The 16,187-nt window shown below is 65.3% G+C and carries 14 protein-coding genes and 1 pseudogene; 6 read left to right on the plus strand and 9 right to left on the minus strand.

Going from position 1 to position 16,187, the window contains the following annotated elements; genetic code table 11:
* The first annotated feature begins 244 nt into the window (after positions 1–244).
* Positions 245–1,303, plus strand: a complete 1,059-nt coding sequence (locus C795_RS0100305) for an IS110 family RNA-guided transposase (RefSeq protein WP_017791760.1) — start codon at positions 245–247, stop codon at positions 1,301–1,303.
* Positions 1,304–1,936: 633 nt separating this feature from the next.
* On the opposite strand, the gene C795_RS0100310 is transcribed toward C795_RS0100305, so the two are convergent.
* The gene (locus tag C795_RS0100310) at positions 1,937–3,745 is read right to left on the minus strand and encodes an ABC-F family ATP-binding cassette domain-containing protein (RefSeq protein WP_017791761.1); all 1,809 of its coding nucleotides are present in this window, start codon (positions 3,743–3,745) and stop codon (positions 1,937–1,939) included.
* Positions 3,746–3,841: 96 nt separating this feature from the next.
* On the opposite strand from C795_RS0100310, the gene C795_RS0100315 reads away from it, so the two are divergent.
* The 4 genes and pseudogenes from C795_RS0100315 (at position 3,842) to C795_RS16220 (ending at position 7,481) form a co-directional block, all read left to right on the plus strand.
* Positions 3,842–5,650 carry a lipase family protein gene (locus C795_RS0100315; protein WP_017791762.1) on the plus strand — a complete coding sequence of 603 codons (1,809 nt, stop codon included), beginning with the start codon at positions 3,842–3,844 and terminating at the stop codon, positions 5,648–5,650.
* 60 nt (positions 5,651–5,710) lie between these two features.
* Positions 5,711–5,995 carry a hypothetical protein gene (locus tag C795_RS17455; protein ID WP_017791763.1) on the plus strand — a complete coding sequence of 95 codons (285 nt, stop codon included), beginning with the start codon at positions 5,711–5,713 and terminating at the stop codon, positions 5,993–5,995.
* A 123-nt stretch (positions 5,996–6,118) separates the two neighbouring features.
* Positions 6,119–6,430: pseudogene (locus C795_RS17645) on the plus strand (alkaline phosphatase family protein); the annotation flags it as partial.
* 124 nt (positions 6,431–6,554) lie between these two features.
* Complete coding sequence (locus tag C795_RS16220; protein WP_017791764.1) at positions 6,555–7,481, plus strand: alkaline phosphatase family protein; 927 nt, start codon at positions 6,555–6,557, stop codon at positions 7,479–7,481.
* A 23-nt stretch (positions 7,482–7,504) separates the two neighbouring features.
* Here the strand turns inward: C795_RS16220 and C795_RS17070 are convergent, their stop codons facing one another.
* The 7 genes from C795_RS17070 to C795_RS0100360 form a co-directional block, all read right to left on the minus strand.
* Positions 7,505–7,672 (minus strand): hypothetical protein, encoded by a 168-nt coding sequence (locus C795_RS17070; protein WP_017791765.1) that lies wholly within the window; start codon positions 7,670–7,672, stop codon positions 7,505–7,507.
* Positions 7,673–7,725: 53 nt separating this feature from the next.
* Positions 7,726–8,418 (minus strand): DsbA family oxidoreductase, encoded by a 693-nt coding sequence (locus C795_RS0100330; protein WP_017791766.1) that lies wholly within the window; start codon positions 8,416–8,418, stop codon positions 7,726–7,728.
* A gap of 395 nt (positions 8,419–8,813) precedes the next feature.
* On the minus strand, positions 8,814–9,746 hold the full coding sequence (locus C795_RS0100340; protein ID WP_026139329.1) for a 4-(cytidine 5'-diphospho)-2-C-methyl-D-erythritol kinase: 933 nt from the start codon (positions 9,744–9,746) through the stop codon (positions 8,814–8,816).
* A 47-nt stretch (positions 9,747–9,793) separates the two neighbouring features.
* The gene (gene rsmA, locus C795_RS0100345; protein WP_017791769.1) at positions 9,794–10,690 is read right to left on the minus strand and encodes a 16S rRNA (adenine(1518)-N(6)/adenine(1519)-N(6))-dimethyltransferase RsmA; all 897 of its coding nucleotides are present in this window, start codon (positions 10,688–10,690) and stop codon (positions 9,794–9,796) included.
* Positions 10,687–11,667 (minus strand): TatD family hydrolase, encoded by a 981-nt coding sequence (locus C795_RS0100350; protein ID WP_017791770.1) that lies wholly within the window; start codon positions 11,665–11,667, stop codon positions 10,687–10,689. Before C795_RS0100350 ends, rsmA begins: the two co-directional genes overlap by 4 nt.
* Positions 11,664–13,250, minus strand: a complete 1,587-nt coding sequence (metG, locus tag C795_RS0100355) for a methionine--tRNA ligase (RefSeq protein WP_017791771.1) — start codon at positions 13,248–13,250, stop codon at positions 11,664–11,666. Before metG ends, C795_RS0100350 begins: the two co-directional genes overlap by 4 nt.
* Before the next feature lie 54 nt (positions 13,251–13,304).
* On the minus strand, positions 13,305–13,784 hold the full coding sequence (locus tag C795_RS0100360) for an OsmC family protein (protein WP_017791772.1): 480 nt from the start codon (positions 13,782–13,784) through the stop codon (positions 13,305–13,307).
* Between the two features lie 78 nt (positions 13,785–13,862).
* On the opposite strand from C795_RS0100360, the gene C795_RS0100365 reads away from it, so the two are divergent.
* Entirely contained in the window at positions 13,863–15,203 is a 1,341-nt protein-coding gene (locus C795_RS0100365; protein ID WP_017791773.1) for an aminotransferase class III-fold pyridoxal phosphate-dependent enzyme, read from the plus strand.
* Between the two features lie 96 nt (positions 15,204–15,299).
* Here C795_RS0100365 and C795_RS0100370 read toward each other — a convergent pair whose 3' ends face one another.
* Positions 15,300–16,136, minus strand: a complete 837-nt coding sequence (locus C795_RS0100370) for a PP2C family protein-serine/threonine phosphatase (RefSeq protein WP_017791774.1) — start codon at positions 16,134–16,136, stop codon at positions 15,300–15,302.
* Between the last annotated feature and the right edge of the window lie 51 nt (positions 16,137–16,187).

Here is a 16,187-nt window from a genome sequence, read left to right on the forward strand (position 1 = left end):
CAAACAGTGAAGATAGAGGTAGTGGCGCTGGGAACGGCTGACCGGCAATCAAACTGACTCATCTTCGATGGTGTCCCGTGAAGGACGCGTCGCCGCCCCAACGCCACTACTCCCGCAAGGGAGAGGCCAGACCAGGCGGGGATGTGACTTCATAGGACCCTGCTCAGAGTGCCCCGTCACTGTTGTGTCCGCCCGGCCCGGTTTGGTCATCCAACACAACGAAGTGAATGGAGACACCACCATCATGACCACCAGCTCCCTCGCGCGTCAACCAGAAGTCATCATCGGGGTTGATGCGCACAAGAACACCCACCACGCGGTGATCATCACCGACACTGGAAACCGAATTGCAGACCAAGAATTCCCTGCAAATACTCACGGCTATGCCGACATGCTCTCCTGGGCTCACGACCACGGCACTATTCAGGCGTTTGGGGTGGAATCCACCGGCTCCTACGCTGCTGGCCTCGCAAGATTCCTCATCGATCACCAGGTCGAGGTGCGAGAAGTGAACACCCCGCACGCACACACAAAAGCCAGAGTGGGAAAGGACGACGCTATCGACGCTGAGGCTGCCGCTCGAAAAGTGCTTGCTGGTGTCGCGAGCGCTATACCGAAACGAACCGATAGCGTCATCGAGTCGATTCGGTTCCTCACGCTCACGCGTGATTCCGCGGTGAAAGCTCGTACCGCAGCGATCGTGCAACTACAGGACATCCTCGTTACCGCGCCAGCGAACCTTCGAGAAAACGTGCCCTCTGGCGGCCTGGCTGCAGCACGTCACTGCCGAAAGTTCCGTATCGACCGCGCACGCCTCAACGATCCCGTTCAAGCTGTGAAGCTCGCGTTGCGCACCCTCGCGGCGCGTATCGCTGATCTTGACGCAGAGATCACCGAACTCGAACGCTCACTCACCACACTGGTGCACGCTACTGCACCAACGCTCGTATCCCGAGTCGGGATTGGGGCCATTCATGCGGCCCAGCTGCTTATCACCGTGGGCGAGAACGTTGAACGGTTCCGCAGCGAAGCAGCATTTGCGAGGCTGTGCGGGACCGCCCCAGTGCCAGTGTCTTCTGGCAAGAGCCATCGGATGCGGCTCCACCGAGGCGGGGACCGGAAAGCAAACCGTGCGCTGCATATGATCGCAGTGGTAAGGCTCCGATATGACGCCCGAACGGTCGACTATATGCAGCGCAGGCTCGCTGAGGGACTCTCCAAGAAAGACGTACTGAGGTGTTTGAAGCGGTTCATCGCACGTGAGGTGTTCAACGATCTCAGGAACGACCTAATCGCGGCTTGACATCTATAGGACCGTCCTTCAGCAGACCCGAACTTTAACCAGGCCAAATCAAAGGTCCCGGAGCAGTACTTTCACGGCGTTATTCAACGATGTTCCTCAACATACAGATTCCTTCTTGCGACGTTGCGAGAGCGGTTTCTCGATCGATGTTCGGCCATCTCCTTCGGCCTAAAAGTGAGCCAGGGACGGCATGTGCACCAGGCCCAGATGAACGCCGGCAATCCGACTGGATCCATCCGAGCGCAGCACAACCCTCGCCGGCTCAATGAGTTACTGCTGCTTCAGCGTCGAAGCCAGTTTCAAACGACTGGTCAGCCCCGGTATCGTCGGACTCACGCCATTGGCGCACGGAGTCCTTCTGGCATAGAACACACAAGTGGTTTTCGGGGCAGCGCCTGCGTATCTCATAGTAAATGGCTCCGGTCAACGACGTAGTAAATCGGTAGCGATATGGATTCTCACTGAGTGACCAGATCCGAGCATGAAGGAACTCTTGCTTTCATCCTATCCACATTCAGTACGGCTACGCCCGTCTACTTTTACGCCAGACTTCGGCACGGGGCACACCGAGACCGCACAAAAAAGTGCCGACGCTCACAGAGCGCCGGCACTAATTCTTGAGAGGAGGGGAAACTACCCGAGCAGTTCTGAGAGCTCCAACCAACGCAGCTCGAGTGCCTCAGCTTCAGCCTCGAGCGAGGCAATCTTTGCCATCTCGGCGTTCAGCTGCTCGAATTTGCTCTGGTCGAGGTTCGCGAGCCCGTCACGGGTCGTCGCAGCCTGCTGCTGCAGCTTCGCGATCTTGCGTTCCGCGGCCGACCGCTCCTTCTCAGCGTTGCGACGCTCCGCGCCCGAGAGCTTGGGCTCGGCTTTCGCAGCGGGCTTCGCCGCTGCCGCCGGGCCTGCCCCAGCTTCAGCCGCCGCGTCCTCGGCCGCGCGCAGCTCCAGGTACTGGTCGACGCCACCGGGAAGGTGCCGCAGCTTGTGATCCAGAATCGCGTACTGCTGATCCGTGACGCGCTCCAGGAAGTACCGGTCGTGCGACACGACGAGCAGCGTGCCGGGCCACGAATCGAGCAGGTCCTCCATCGCCGCGAGCATGTCGGTGTCGAGGTCGTTCGTTGGCTCATCGAGGATCAGCACGTTGGGCTGTTCCATCAGGATCATGAGCAGCTGCAGGCGACGCTTCTGCCCGCCCGACAGATCCTTCACGGGGGTCGACAGCTGGGCGCTCGTGAAGCCCATCTGCTCGAGCAACTGCCCGGGCGTGATTTCCTGCGACTTTGATCCGGATCCCACCGTGAAGTTCGCGCGCAAGCGGCTCACCACGACGCGCACGGGGTCATTCTGGTGGTCCTTGAGCTCGTCGAGGCGCTGCGTGAGCGTCGCGACCTGCACAGTCGTGCCGCGCTTCACGGTGCCCGATGTCGGCTGGACCGTGCCCGAGATGAGCCCGAGCAGCGTCGACTTGCCGGCGCCGTTGACGCCGAGGATGCCGGTGCGCTCGCCGGGGGCAAGCCGCCACTCGACGTCCTTGATGATCTCGCGATCGCCATAAGAGACACCGACGTCGATGAGGTTGACAACTTCCTTGCCCAGCCGGTTCACCGCCATGGACTGCAGCTTCACCTTGTCGCGAATCTCGGGCACATCGGCGATGAGCTCGTTGGCGGCATCGATGCGGAACTTCGGCTTCGCCGTGCGAGCGGGCGCGCCGCGACGCAGCCACGCCAGCTCCTTCTTCGCCAGGTTCTGACGCTTCTGCTCAATGGTGGCGTTCTGACGGTCGCGCTCGACGCGCTGCAGAATGTAGGCTGCGTAGCCACCCTCGAAGGACTCGACGATGCGGTCGTGCACCTCCCAGGTCATGGTGCAGACTTCGTCGAGGAACCAACGGTCGTGCGTCACGACGAGCAGTGCACCCTGGCCCGCAGGCCAGCGGCGCTTCAGGTGCTCAGCGAGCCAGGCGATGCCTTCGACGTCGAGGTGGTTGGTGGGCTCGTCAAGGAACACCATGTCATGGTCACCCACGAGCACGCGTGCGAGCGCGACGCGGCGGCGCTGACCGCCCGAGAGCCCCTCGATGGGAGCGTCCCAGCCAAGATCCGACACGAGGCCGTCGATGATTTCGCGCGTCTTCCAGTCACCAGCCCACTCGTATTCGGGGCGGTCGCCGACGATCGCGTTACCAACGGTCTCGCCAGGCTCGAACACGTCAGCCTGGTCGAGCACCCCAATCGTGGTGCCGCCGCGCATCGTCACCTGCCCGCTGTCGGGCTCGCGACGCCCCGCCATCATCATGAGCAGGCTGGACTTGCCGTCGCCGTTGCGTCCGACGATGCCAATGCGGTCGCCCTCAGAGACGCCAAGCGTCACCGAGTCGAACACGGTCTTCGTAGGGACTTCGAGGTGGAGGGCTTCGGCCCCCAAGAGATGTGCCATAAGAGTTCTAGCGTAGTTCACCCAGATATGAACCTGCTGCATCGCTAGGCTGATCCCATTGCTGTCACGCGGGCAGCCCCTACGACGAGGTTGAACATGCCCATCACCACGAGCTCGCTGAAGCACCGAGTCTTGAGTGCCACTGCACGTCTGGCACCCCCGGCACGTCTGCTCACGGGCGCCAGCGCGCTCGCGCTCGCGGCGCTCCTCATTTTCGCGCCGCTCACGGTGCATCGGGTGGCGCTCGTGACTGGGCTCGGCATCGTCGTTGCGGGTGTCGTGACCCTGCTGCGCGCTCCGGATCGTCCCACGTCGACCGCCCTCGGCCGGTGGGCGGGCGGGCTCCTCGTCGCGCTCGGCGCCGTCATGGTGCTGTGGCCCAACGCGGGGGCTCCGTGGCTCGCCTTTCTGGTGGGTGCCGCGTTGCTCGTGCACGGTGCGGTGTCGGCGGTTGAGGCGCTACGGAGCGGCGCAGACCTGCGCGTTGCGGGGCTCCTCGCGGCCGTTGCGACGCTTCTTGTCGGCGCCGTCACGTTCTCGTGGCCGGTACTCACCCTCAGCGTATTTCGATTCGCGGTCGGAGGCTGGCTCGCCTTCCTGGGGCTGCAGATCCTGTTGTCGGTGGTGCTGCGCAGGGTTCCCGGCACGCCCGCGAAGGCGTCGTCCGGACCGATCCGGCGCTGGACACGCACAATCGCGGCCGCGCTCGCGCTGCTGCTCGCGGCGGCCGCGGCGGCGGGCAGCGCCTTTATTTTGGGCGGATCCCCGCTCCCCGAGCCCGACGCGTTCTATGCGGCACCCGAGCGGCTCCCGTCGCAGCCCGGTCAACTGGTTCGCACGGAGCCCCTCACCACGGGCGTGCCCGAGGGCGCCGAGGCCTGGAAGATCCTCTTCACGACGACCCATCCCGACGGCTCCCCCGCGATCTCGAGCGGCACGATCGTCGTGCCCCAGAAGCGTGGCGCGAACCCGCTCCCCCTGCTCTCGGTGTCGCACGGCACCACTGGGGTGGCCGCGAAGTGTGCCCCGTCGCTCAGCGCGACCCCCTTCGCGGACGGCGCGGGCACCGCGCTCGAGGAGATCGTCACGAAGCACGGTTGGGCGGCCGTCACCGCCGACTACATCGGGCTCGGCACCGCGGGCACGCACCCGTATCTCATCGGTGACGCCGAGGCCCGCAACGTGCTCGATGCGTCACGGGCGGCACAGCAGTTCGGTGAGGCCTCTGGCACCGGCATCGACGTCACCACCCGCACGGTCGTGTGGGGGCACTCGCAGGGCGGGCAGGGCGCGCTGTGGACCGGGCAGATTGCGCGGGACTATGCTCCCGAACTCGAAGTCGAGGGCATCGCGGCATTCGCGCCGGCGGCCGACCTCTACGGGCTCGCCAACGCCGACAAGAACAGCGCACCCGGCAAGACCGTGTCGGCGTACATTGCGGCGACGTGGAACACGATCTACCCCGAACTCGAGCTCAGGAGGCACCTCACTCCGGGCTCAGCGGGCGGGGTGCGCAAGATCCAGAATCTCTGTTTCAACGGCTCCGACGTACTCTCCGCGATCCTGTACGGCACGCAGGTACCCAACCAGATCTTCCCCGACCGCCTCCTCGAGGGCGACTTCGGCGAGAAGCTCAAGGAGCAGGAACCAAAGGGCCCCTTCCCCTCGCCCGTGCTGGTCGCGCAGGGCCTGGCCGACCCGCTCGTGAAGCCCAACATGCAGCACGACTGGGTCGAGGGCCGGTGTAACGCCGGCGAGCAGATCGACTATCGAACTTACCCGGGTCTCGATCACAACTCACTCGTTGCGGCAGATTCTCCGCTTACCCCGCAGATCGTGCAGTGGACGCTCGACCGTTGGGCGGGCGACGCACCAACTCCCAACTGCCAGGATCTGCCACAGTGACATCAAAACTTTCGTTGATCAGTTGAAACTGATGCGCCACCGGTATGGCAGAGTGATGGCATGACTGAGGATGATCTCAACTCCGCCGGTGAGGCACCTTCGCCGCAGCAGCCCAGCCGTCGCGGCCTCCTCAAGACCGGCGGCTTGATCGCCGCGGGGCTCGCCGTTGGTGGTGTTGCGGGGGCCGGGGGCGTCGCGCTGACACGGAGCGCGGAGCAGGCTGGAAAGGTGTACATTCCTAAAGAGTTTGCGATCCCGCAGCCGCGCAAGACACCCGGGTTTGATCATCTCGTCGTAGTCATGGGCGAGAACCGTTCCTTCGACAACATGCTCGGTTACGCCTAAACCCCCGAGAATCCGCCCCCGGGCAAGAAGTTCGACGGCCTCGCGTTTGGGAAGCACAGCAACACTGCCAGCGACGGCACCGTGGTGCATGCACACCCCTACTCGGGCCCGACCGACCAGATCATGGCCCAGCCCAACCCCGACCCGGGTGAAGAGTATCCGCACGTCAATACTCAATTGTTCGGTCAGGTCGACGAAGCCAATCGGGCCAAGGACGTAGGCGAGATGTCGCCGCCCTACAACACCCCCAAGCCCGGGGCGAAGGCAACGATGGACGGTTTCGTGCTCGACTACGAGGGCGAGTTCACTCACCTCAAGGGGCGTGCTCCAGACACGGCCGAGCGCGACCAGATCATGGGTTCGTTTACGCCGGGGATGCTCCCCGTAGTAACGACACTCGCCCGCGAGTTTGGCGTCTTTGACCGCTGGCACTGCGCCGTGCCTAGCCAGACGTTCTGCAACCGAAGCTTCTTTCACGCGAACACCTCTCACGGCTTCGTCACGAACCGGCACGGCGGCGGCTACGACAAATGGCTCTCGGCCGCCCCCTACTCCCACCGTGTTCAATCGTCTCGAGGAGGCGGGGCTGAGCTGGCGCGTCTATTTCGACAAGTTACAGCTCATCTCGTTCACGGGTGTGCTCCACGCCCCCGTGCTCGAAAAGTATTGGAAGACCGAACGATTCGCCTCGATGGAGCAGTTCCACAAGGACGTGGCCGACGGTACGCTGCCCGAGTACGCGTTCATCGAGCCCCGCATGATCTTCAACCACAACGATTTTCACCCGCCGGTGGGGCTTCCCCGCGAGGGCGACGTCGGATCCACCGAGATTTGGAACGGCGCGGTGTCAGACGCGCGCGCGGGCGAGGCCCTCATCCACGAGATCTATTCTGCGGTGCGGGGCGGCATGTCGCGCACCGGATCAAACTATCTGAACACCGCGCTGCTCATCACCTTCGACGAGCACGGTGGCACCTACGATCATGTGACGCCCCCCGCGGCAATACCACTCGACGACTTGGGTGCCGGCGAAATGGGATTCACGTTTGATCGGCTGGGGTGCCGGGTCCCGTCGATCCTGATCTCGGCGCATGTGGAACGCGGCAGCGTGTTTCAGCACGAGATGCATCACGGAGCACTCGCGGCAACCCTGTCTGAACGCTTTGGGTTGCATCCGCTCACCCGACGCGATGACAAGGCGACGTCGCTCGCGAGCGCCTTTAACCGGAAGGTGCCGCTGCACGTCTCGGACTGGCCGCAAACCTCGCCCGCCTATGTGCCGCCGAATCCCGAGGCTGGCGAGCATCCCACCGACAAGCATCCGGATCGCCCGATGAGCCCGCCTGCCAACGGGCTCATCGGGTTGATCATTACGAAGTACGGAACGGCCGAGGAGAAGGCGCACCCACCACAGACATTCGGTGAGGCGTACGAGCTACTCGTCAAGTACGGTTCGGGGCTCTTTGGCGCTCACGCAAACCTCTGACCGGGCAGCTCCGCCGCTGCGACCTAGACGCTGCAGCAGCCTCCGCCGCAGCAGCCGCCTGCGTCCTCGGCTGAGTCGTTGCCGCCGAGGAGGTTCAGGATCTCGCGTGTCTCGGCATCGGCGAACGCTGCTGCGCTCTCCATCCCGGCATCGGTGTTGAGTGCGGCCGGGGCTGTGGTCTTGTCGTCCATGAATACTCCTTGCTTGAGCGCCCGGCATAATGCCGGGCGCGGTTGGTTACAGGCTACTGCGCTGCTTGCGCTTCGAGGTCGAGCACCTGACCAAAGGCGCCCTCGAACGCATCCGCGCTCTGAGCGCCCGAGATGCCGTACTTGCCCTCGAGCAGGAAGAATGGGACGCCCGTGACTCCGAGCATCTGCGCACGCGTGATGTCGGCGTCTACCTTTTCGCCGTAGGCGTCGTCCTCGAGTACGGCCCGCACCTCGTCGGCGTCCAGCCCGGCCTCAGCCCCAAGGTTCGCGAGCGTTTCGGCGTCTGACATGTCGGCGCCCTGGGCGAAGTACGCCTCGAACAGGCGTTCCTGCACCGCGGGCTGCACGCCGCGCTCAAGCGCCAGGTGGAGCATGCGATGCGCACGCCGGGTGTTGGCATGCTTCACGTCGTCAAAGTTGAAGGTGAGCCCCTCGCCCGCGCCCAGTTCGGTCATCTGGGCGAGCATCTGCTTCACCTGGTCGGCCGGCATGCCCTTGTGCTTCACGAGGAAGTCGACCTCGCTGCCCGCGTAGTCGACCGGGGTGTCGGGCGCCAGCTCAAAGCTGTGGCTCGTCACCTCGAATTCAACGTCGGGGTGGGTGGAGCGAAAGGCAGCCACACCCGCTTCGAAGCGGTGCTTGCCGATGTAGCACCACGGGCAGGCGATGTCGGACCAGATTTCTACGCGCATTGTTTTCGTCACGGTGAATGCAGCGCGGGCCACGGCACTTTTATTCCCGCGCGTCACCGGCTGTTTTTGGGTCCCGATGCTCGACGAAGTATGCCGCGAACAGCTGATCGATCAGTGCTTCTCCGCCCCCCCCTGCGCCTGGGCGTACTGAACCACGCGGTGGCCCGGTGTCGTGTTCACCAGCTGCAGGCTCTCGAAGGAAAGCTCGATTCCGTCATCGGCCGCGGCACGTTCGATTGCGGGAATCGTGCACCTGGCTTGCTCTAGCGGCACGCCCTCAAACTCGTGCAGACACTCGGCTTCCCCTCCGCTGTAACGGCTCGGCATGCCCGGTGCGAGGCGGTATTCCGCGGGCAGCGTCTTGAGAGGGGGCTGGGGGGGGCCTTACTCCCCCACGCGCGGCCCGTTTCCCGTGCGCCGGGGCATCTTTACCCCTCGATGATGCGAGCGCCGTGCACGGGTCCGGTCACCGTGAGCGCGCGCACCCCGGCTCGGGTCAGCACGCCGCGCAGCTCAGAGGCCGCCTGCGCGTCCTGTGCCAGGAAGGCCACGGTGGGGCCTGATCCGGAGACGATCCCGGCGAGTGCGCCGCGCGACTCCCCGAGCTCGAGCAGCTCCATCAGATCGGGCGCGAGCTTGATCGCCGCGGTCTGCAGGTCATTGTGCATGGCGTCTGCGAGGGAGTCGGCATCGCCCACGCGCACCGCCTGCAACACGGCAGTGTCCACCTTTACGAGGTCGGGCTGCGGGCCGAGATCCTGCGCATGGCGGTCGCGGTGCAGGTCGAGGGCGTCGTACACCTCGGGTGTGCTGAGCCCCGCGTCAGAGAGCGCGAGCACCCAGTGAAAGGCGCCCTTCGCGAGCGCCGGGCTGAGCTCGTCGCCCCGGCCCGTGCCCACGGCCGTGCCGCCCTCAAGCGCAAACGGCACGTCGGCCCCGAGCGTCGCGGCGAGCGGCAGCAGCCCTGAACGGCCAAGGCCGGTGCCCCACAGCTCGTCGCACGCGACGAGGGTGGCGGCGGCGTCGGCCGAGCCGCCGCCCATGCCACCTGCGATGGGTACGCGCTTGAGCACCGTGAGCGAGACTCCGCCGGCGTATCCAGTGTGCTCGGCGAGTGCGCGCGCTGCGCGGATCGCCAAGTTCGAGCCGTCGGTCGCCAGCTCGCTCGTGTCGATCGGGCCGGTGAAGCGTACCGAGAAGTCATCGCTGTGTTCCGCCGTGACTTCCTCACACAGCGACACCGCCTGGTAGAGCGAAGCCACGTCGTGATATCCGTCGTGCTGCAAAGCGCCCACGCGGAAGTACACATTGATCTTGCCGGGCGCCCTTACCGTGACAGATCTTCTTCGAACGTCTACCATGACTCCACGCTAGCGCACTCTGACAGGCTCGAATGACACACGTGTCTTCACGCGCCTGTCTGGGCCGCAGCGCGCGCGATCGCGAGATAGTCGTCGATCTTGAGCTGCTCGGCGCGGGCGGTCGGATCGATGCCCGCGGCCTCCATGACGGCGACCGCCTGATCGAGGGAGCCGAGTACGGGCTGCAGTGCCTGGCGCAGCATCTTGCGGCGCTGCGCGAACGCGGCGTTCACGAGCGCAAACGTGGCGACCCGTTCTTCCTCCGTGCCGCGCGGCGTATCGAGCTTTTCGTAGCCGACGAGCACCGAGTCCACCCCGGGCACCGGCCAAAAGATGCGGCGGCTCACCGTGCCGGCGATCCGCCAGGGGCCGTACCAGGCGGCCTTAGCGCTCGGAGAACCGTACTCTTTCGAGCCCGGCACGGCGGCGATGCGGTAGCCCACCTCGGCCTGCACCATGACGAGCCCCGCACGCAGCGAGGGCATCAGCTCAAGGAAGTGCATCAGGATCGGCACCGACACGTTGTAGGGCAGGTTTGCCACCAGCACCTCGGGCGGTGCGGGGAGCTCTGCGATCTGCTCCGCCGTGATGTCGAGCGCGTCGCTTCGCACCACGCGCAGGCGCGGTGCCGCCTCGTCCGCAAAGATCTCGGGCTGCATGGAGCGCGCGGTGGCGGGCAGCTCCGCCGCGAGGCGGTGGTCGATCTCCACCGCGGTAACGTCGGCGCCCGCCTCGGTGATGCCGAGGGTGAGCGATCCGAGACCGGGGCCGACCTCGATGACGCGATCACCTTCGACGACCCCGGCGAGGCGCACAATCTTGCGCACCGTGTTCGGGTCAATCACAAAGTTCTGGCCGAGCTTCTTCGTCGGTGAGACCCCGAGCCGCTCAGCGAGCTCGCGAACCTCGACCGGTCCCAATAGGGTCGGGCGTTCTGTGCTCATGCGGTTACTCCTTCGTGAGTGTCGCGGGCGTCGCGGCTCGCACGCGCGTTGCTCGTGTCCGGCGCCGCCTCGTCCGCCCAGGATCCGTACACGCGCTCGGTGTTCGCCACGAGCCGCCTACAGACGTCGTCAAGGGGCTCCTCGAGCGTCGCGGCCATGCGCCGCACGGTGTGGGGCATGATGTACGGCGCGTTGGGCCGACCGCGCAGCGGTTCGGGGGTGAGAAATGGCGCATCCGTCTCGACGAGCACCAGCTCGGGGCGCGCAATCTGCAGGGCCTCCCGCAGCGGCACGGCGTTCTTGAACGTTGATGTGCCAGAGAACGACATGTACCATCCGTGCTCGTTACAAATGCGCGCGAGGCGCACGTCGCCCGAGAAGCAGTGAAACACGGTGCGTTCAGGCGCGCCGACGCGCGAGAGAATCTCTACGACCTCGTCGTGGGCATCCCGATCGTGGATCTGCAGCGCGATGCCGTTGGCTTTCGCGATGTCGATGTGCGTTTCAAACGCCTCGATCTGGGCGTCGCGACCATCCTCGCCGGTGCGAAAGAAGTCGAGCCCGGTCTCACCGACGGCGCGCACGCGCGGTTCGGCTGCGAGCCGTGAAATCTCGGACAGGTGGGCACTCAGCTTGCCCTGGGCGAACAGCTTGGGAGCCTCGTTGGGGTGCAACGCGACCGCGGCAAGCACACGCGGGTCGCTCGCCGCGAGCTGGGCACTCCACCGGCTCGTGGCCAGGTCGGTGCCGACCTGCACGACGCCACGCACACCCGATCGCTCTGCGAGATCGAGCGACTCGAGCGGATCGAGCGTGTCGATCCCATCCTCAATTTCGAGGTGGGTGTGGTTGTCGTAGACCGCGATCGGCAGCGGCTCGGGCAAGCCCGGCCGCTCGAGATCGCGGGGGTCTCGCTCCCCGACGGCCCGCTTGCGCAGGCCCCCGGCCGGCGCCTCGGGCCGCTCGGCGCCGCTCACTTGCCCTTCTCCTCCGTCTCGATGCGCGGGAAGAGCACGGCAAGCGGGTGCTGCTGGGTGCCTGCGGGGAGACGGCCCCAACGGCCTGCTTCCCTGATCGGCTGGCCCTCGAGTGCACCGAGCGCTTCCTCGGCACCGAGTGCGCTCCACAGCTTGGCGGTTGCCTGGGGAACGACGGGCTCGAGCAGCTCGGCAAGCACGCGCAGCCCCTCGGTGGCGGTGTTGAGGACCGTCTGGAGTCGCTCGTCGTTCGCCGGATCCTTGGCGAGCGCCCACGGCGCCTGCTCGGTGATGTAGCCGTTCAGGGCATCCACCAGCTCCCAGATAGCGGCGATCGCCTCGTGAATCGCAAACGTCTCGATCTTCTCGTCGGCACGCACCGCGACGCTGGCCGCGAGCTCGCGAATCTCGGCGTCTGCGGCGGTCTCGGTGCCGGCGGCGGGTACACGACCTTCAAAGTACTTGGCGTTCATCGCGAGCACGCGGCTCGCGAGGTTACCGAAGCCGTTGGCAAGCTCGGCCTGGTAGCGCGCGGCGAGATCCTCCCAGCTGAACGAGCCGTCGTGGCCGAAGGAGATCGCGCGCATGAAGTAGTAGCGGAATGCGTCGGAGCCGAACGTGTCGGTGACCTCGCTGGGCGCGATGCCCGTGAGCTTCGACTTCGACATCTTCTCGCCACCGACGAGCAGCCAGCCGTGCGCGAACACGTGATCCGGTACCTCGAGCCCCGCGGCCATCAGCATCGCGGGCCAAATCACGGCGTGGAAGCGCAGAATGTCCTTGCCCACGAGGTGGCTTGCCGGCCAGCGGCGGTCAAACTCGGCGTCGTCCTGGCCGTAGCCGATCGCGGTGACGTAGTTGAGCAGCGCGTCGAACCAGACATAGGTGACGTGCGCGTCGTCCCACGGGATCGGGATGCCCCAGTCGAAGGAGGTGCGCGAGATCGACAGATCCTCGAGCCCCTGCTGTACGAAGGCAATAACCTCGTTGCGCGCGCTCGCAGGCTGCACGAAATCGGGGCGCTCCTCGTAGAGCGCGAGCAGGCGATCCTGGAACGCGCTCATCTTGAAGAAGTAGTTCTTCTCCTGCAGCAGCTCGAGCGGCTTCGAGTGGATCGCGCAGACCTTCTCACCGACGAAGGCGCCCTCGCCGTCGACGATCTCACTCTTGGGCTTGAACTCCTCGCAGCCGACGCAGTACAGCGCCTCAAACTCGCCAGCGTAGACGTGACCGTCGTCGTACAGCTTCTGCAGGAACTTGGCGACGCCCTCTTCGTGGCGCTTCTCGGTCGTACGAATGAAATCGTCGTTCGAGATGTTGATCGTGTCAAGCAGCGGCTTCCAGGCGGACTCGACCAGGCGGTCGGCCCACTCCTGCGGGTGCACGCCGTTTGCGGTGGCGGTGCGCAGGATCTTCTGGCCGTGCTCGTCAGTGCCGGTGAGGAACCAGGTGTCGTCACCCGCCTGCCGGTGCCACCGCGCGAGCACGTCGGCCGCAACCTCGGTGTAGGCGTGCCCGATGTGGGGCGCGTCGTTCACATAGAAGATGGGCGTCGTCAGGAAGAACGAGGAGGGATTGGGCATGGCCCCCATTCTATCTGGTGGCGCCCGAGCACTTGTCCCGTGTTACATCGAGTATTACGCGCCGCGCTCCGCCACCAGGATCACGGGGTCGTGGTGCACTGGGAAGTTCACGGAGTTTGCGATGAAGCAGAACTTTTGGGCGTCGCTGTGAGCCGCGCGGGCCGCCTCGACCATGTCGGCGCTGGCCACCGTGACGCGAGGCCGCAGGGTGACGCTTTCAAAGGCCCCGCCCATGCCCCGCTGCAGCAGCACACCGGTCGCGTCGTCGACGTAATCGGTGACGACGACGCCATCCCGCACGGCAACGTGCAGGTAGGAGAGCATGTGGCACTGTGCGAGGGCACTGAGCAGCATCTCCTCCGGGTTCCAACGATCTCGGTTGCCGCGAAAGGTGGGATCCGCGGAACCGGCCAGCGGCGGTTTGTGTGCACCGTGGATCAGCTGTTCACGTCCGTACTCCCGATAGCCGCTCGTGCCGGTGCCGCGGTTGCCCACCCACTCGACCGTAATCGCGTACTCGTGTCGTCCGTCCATAGCCCCACTCTAAACCGGCTACCGCCGCACGGTGCCCTACGCGGCGAATCCGAATACTGCGGGAGTAAGCTGGAGGGCATGAGTGAAGCCACCGCTACGAAAACCAGCATCCCCCAACAGCGCCGACTCGTCACGGAGATCCCCGGGCCTCGTTCGCAGGAGCTGCACGCCCGCCGCCAAGAGGTTGTGCCCCCCGGTGTGCACAGCGTGCTGCCGGTGTACATCGACCGCGCCCACGACTCGATCGTGGTTGACGTCGACGGCAACCACATCATTGACGTTTGCGGCGGCATCGGTGTCATGACCATCGGTCACACTGATGAGTCGGTCGTCGCGGCTGCGACCGAGCAGCTCGGCAAGGTCACGCACACCCTCTTCACGATGACCCCGTACGCGAAGTACGTGGAGGTCGCTGAGTACCTCGCGAAGTACGCGTCGAGCGATGAGCGTTACAAGACGCTGCTCGTCAACTCGGGCTCGGAGGCCGTCGAGAACGGCGTCAAGATCGCGCGCAAGCACACGGGCCGCCCCGGCGTCGCGGTGCTCGAGAATGCGTTCCACGGCCGCACCATGCTCACCTCGAGCATGAACCACAAGGCGGCCCCCTACGCCGCAGGGTATGGCCCCCGCGCGGGCAACATCTACAAGGCCCCCAACTCGTACCCGCTCCACGACGGCCTCTCGGGCGCCGAGGCAGCCGCACGCACGATCGCGTTCCTCGAGAAGTTCGCGGGCGCCGAGGATCTCGCGTGCCTCGTATTCGAGCCGATTCAGGGTGAGGGCGGCTTCATCGTTCCCGCCGACGGCTACCTGCCCGCGCTGCAGGACTGGTGCCGCGCGAACGGTATCGTCTTCATCGCCGACGAGGTACAGGCGGGCATCGCGCGCAGCGGCACCATGTTCTCCTTCGAGCAGTTCGGCATTCAGCCCGACATCATTCTCACGGCAAAGGGCATCGCGGGCGGTCTCCCCCTCGCTGGCATCACCGGCCGCGCCGAGATCATGGACAAGTCGCAGCCCGGTGGCCTGGGCGGCACCTTCGGCGGCAACCCCGTCGCGTGCGCGGCCGCCGTCGCCGTGTTCGAGAGCATCGAGCGCGACGCGCTGCTGCTCGAAGCCAAGCGCATCGAGACCAGCTTCACCGAGGGCCTCAAGGCACTCCAGGCGAAGCACCCAGCGATCGCTGAGGTGCGCGGTCGCGGCGCGATGCTCGCGTTTGAGCTCACGAAGCCCGGCACCACCGAGGCCGACGCCGATCTGGTCGCGCGCGTCATCGACTTCGCTGCGAAGCAGGGCGTGCTGCTGCTTGCGACCGGCGTTTACAACCAGGCCATTCGCCTGCTGCCGTCGCTCAAGATCACCGATGAGCTGATTGCAGACGTGCTGAGCGTGCTCGACGAGGCGCTCACCGCGGCCTAAGTTCCGGATCGCAAAAGGCCGCCCCACCTGCACGGTGGGGCGGCCTTTTGCATGCGCGGCTACGGCTCGCGGCGTTGTGATGCGACTGGATGAAACCTAGTAGTCCTCGAGCGAGATACCCGCGGCTTCGACGCTGCCGGTGTCAACCACATCACCCACGGCGTGCACGTCAATCACGATGACCGTGACGTTGTCCCGACCCGAGTTCTCGAGTGCCTGCTGCACGAGTGTGCGCGCTGCCTCTTCGGCCGACTCGCAGGTGGCGAGGAAGTGCTGAATGCCCACGTCGGTGAGCTCTTTGGTGAGTCCGTCTGAGCAGACCAGCAGCCGCTGGCCGGGGATCAGGGCGAGCGATGTGTAGTCAGGAATCGGAGCCTCACCAAAGCCCACGGCGCGGGTAATCACGTTGGCGTGGGGGTGGGTCTCGGCTTCCTCGGGGGTGATCGCACCGGTGTCGATCAGGTGCTGCACCACCGAGTGGTCCACGGTGATCTGGCTGAGGGCGCCCTTAAAGTACTGGTACACCCGCGAGTCGCCGATGTTAAAGACGCGCCAGGTCGGCTCGTCTTCCGTGCTCAGGCAGACACCCGTCACGGTCGTTCCCGTGCCCAGCTCGGTATCGCCAGCGTCGAGTTCGATGTCCTCGACCGCGTCGGCGAGCACCGCATCGATGTCGGCGTCCGACACCCGAGTCGCGCCCGCGAGCTCGGACAGCCTGCGCACGACGGCGGCCGAAGCGACCTCACCTGCCGAGTGTCCCCCCATGCCGTCTGCCACGGCAAAAATGGGCGGAGTAACTACATAGCTGTCCTGGTTCGTCTCTCGACGAAGCCCGACGTCGGTCATCGCGAACCACGACAGATCGAGCTCGAGCTCACAGTCGTTTCGGTAGCGCAAACGTCGCCGCGCAGCATTCTCTCCGCGTTCCGTCACTGCTTCCACCTTTTAGACATCGGTCCATCCTATCGCTCCCATTATGCTCCG

The organism is Leucobacter salsicius M1-8, assembly GCF_000350525.1.
Lineage (GTDB): Bacteria > Actinomycetota > Actinomycetes > Actinomycetales > Microbacteriaceae > Leucobacter > Leucobacter salsicius.

Bases quoted from the DNA above. Each gene is read 5' to 3' on its own strand.
- C795_RS0100340 (WP_026139329.1), bottom strand. From the start codon at position 9,746: ATGGTAGACGTTCGAAGAAGATCTGTCACGGTAAGGGCGCCCGGCAAG.
- C795_RS17070 (WP_017791765.1), bottom strand. From the start codon at position 7,672: ATGGACGACAAGACCACAGCCCCGGCCGCACTCAACACCGATGCCGGG.
- C795_RS0100365 (WP_017791773.1), top strand. From the start codon at position 13,863: ATGAGTGAAGCCACCGCTACGAAAACCAGCATCCCCCAACAGCGCCGA.
- C795_RS0100360 (WP_017791772.1), bottom strand. From the start codon at position 13,784: ATGGACGGACGACACGAGTACGCGATTACGGTCGAGTGGGTGGGCAAC.
- metG (WP_017791771.1), bottom strand. From the start codon at position 13,250: ATGCCCAATCCCTCCTCGTTCTTCCTGACGACGCCCATCTTCTATGTG.
- C795_RS0100305 (WP_017791760.1), top strand. From the start codon at position 245: ATGACCACCAGCTCCCTCGCGCGTCAACCAGAAGTCATCATCGGGGTT.
- rsmA (WP_017791769.1), bottom strand. From the start codon at position 10,690: ATGAGCACAGAACGCCCGACCCTATTGGGACCGGTCGAGGTTCGCGAG.
- C795_RS17455 (WP_017791763.1), top strand. From the start codon at position 5,711: ATGACTGAGGATGATCTCAACTCCGCCGGTGAGGCACCTTCGCCGCAG.
- C795_RS0100310 (WP_017791761.1), bottom strand. From the start codon at position 3,745: ATGGCACATCTCTTGGGGGCCGAAGCCCTCCACCTCGAAGTCCCTACG.
- C795_RS0100315 (WP_017791762.1), top strand. From the start codon at position 3,842: ATGCCCATCACCACGAGCTCGCTGAAGCACCGAGTCTTGAGTGCCACT.